We start from the raw sequence: 971 nt of genomic DNA, 5'->3' as shown, positions 1-971 counted from the left end.
TGGCGTTATCACAAATTTTTGCATTTTCAAAAACCCTAGCATTATGAAAAACCAATGCATTATCCAGAATAACAGCATTATCAGATACTTTTGCACTTCTGAAAACACGTGCATTATTGCGCACTTGCGCATTGTCAGAAACTACAGAATCTGTAGCGACCATGGCATCATCATAGACCCAGCAATTGCCATCATGACTTAAGTTTTTTTCCTTTTCGATAAAGCCCCCGAGATCCCCAGCCTTGACATCAGCAAAATCTCTTAAAGCACGTATGCGATAAAGCGTTATAGTCCTTTTAAGTTCTTTATCATTGCCTTTTATGCTTTCATCTGTGAGTTCATATTTTTTGGATACATTTTTAGTGGTCATAGGTAGCTCCCTAATCTAACATTTGAATAAATTTTTAATAAGAGGTTTAAAGAAGGCGCCCCCGCACCGCCGCTGTTTTTTTATGCTGCTTTTGCAACAGCGTTTGTTAAAACACGCTTGGCTTCTGTTGTAACCAATTTGTAATGATCAAGCTCTTTTTGTAAATCATTTACATACGATAAACGCGCTGCAATCATTCCCAAAACTTTACCAATTCCCTCAGGAGCCTTTAAACTTTCATAAGAAAACAAATCATGCTCCGTAGAAAATAAATCACGAGCTGTTGATTGGCTTTTTAATTCATAGAAAGCTTTGACAAGCGCCTTTTTAAATGCACGCACCGTGTCATTATTGCGCATATATGTCATAAGTAAAGTTGCTTGCGATTCATTAAGAATAGCAACTTCTCTTTTTTGTTTTCCACCCTTCGTTTTAAAGGGTAGCATTTCAAATGCGACCCTTCCAAATTCTTCAAAATCTTTAATATTTTTACGAACCAACTGTATAACTGTTTTATGCGTATTACCCACTCCCTCAGCAAGTTTAAAAGAAGTTGTGGCAGCAATACCATTATTGATTGTTACTAAATTGTTCATTTGAA

Annotated in this window: 1 protein-coding gene and 1 pseudogene; both read right to left on the bottom strand. The window is 36.4% G+C overall.

What is annotated here, in order from left to right; translation table 11 throughout:
- Positions 1–370: pseudogene (locus tag ACFINC_RS09900) on the bottom strand (hypothetical protein); the annotation flags it as partial.
- Between the two features lie 80 nt (positions 371–450).
- The gene (locus ACFINC_RS09895) at positions 451–966 is read right to left on the bottom strand and encodes a Rha family transcriptional regulator (RefSeq protein ID WP_375617103.1); all 516 of its coding nucleotides are present in this window, start codon (positions 964–966) and stop codon (positions 451–453) included.
- Positions 967–971 lie beyond the last annotated feature (5 nt).

The sequence above is a fragment of the Bartonella sp. AP58NXGY genome, from assembly GCF_042195785.1.
Taxonomy (GTDB): Bacteria; Pseudomonadota; Alphaproteobacteria; order Rhizobiales; family Rhizobiaceae; genus Bartonella.
Note: the sequence above shows the minus strand (reverse complement) of the source record. Positions and strands in the feature narration are given on the sequence as shown.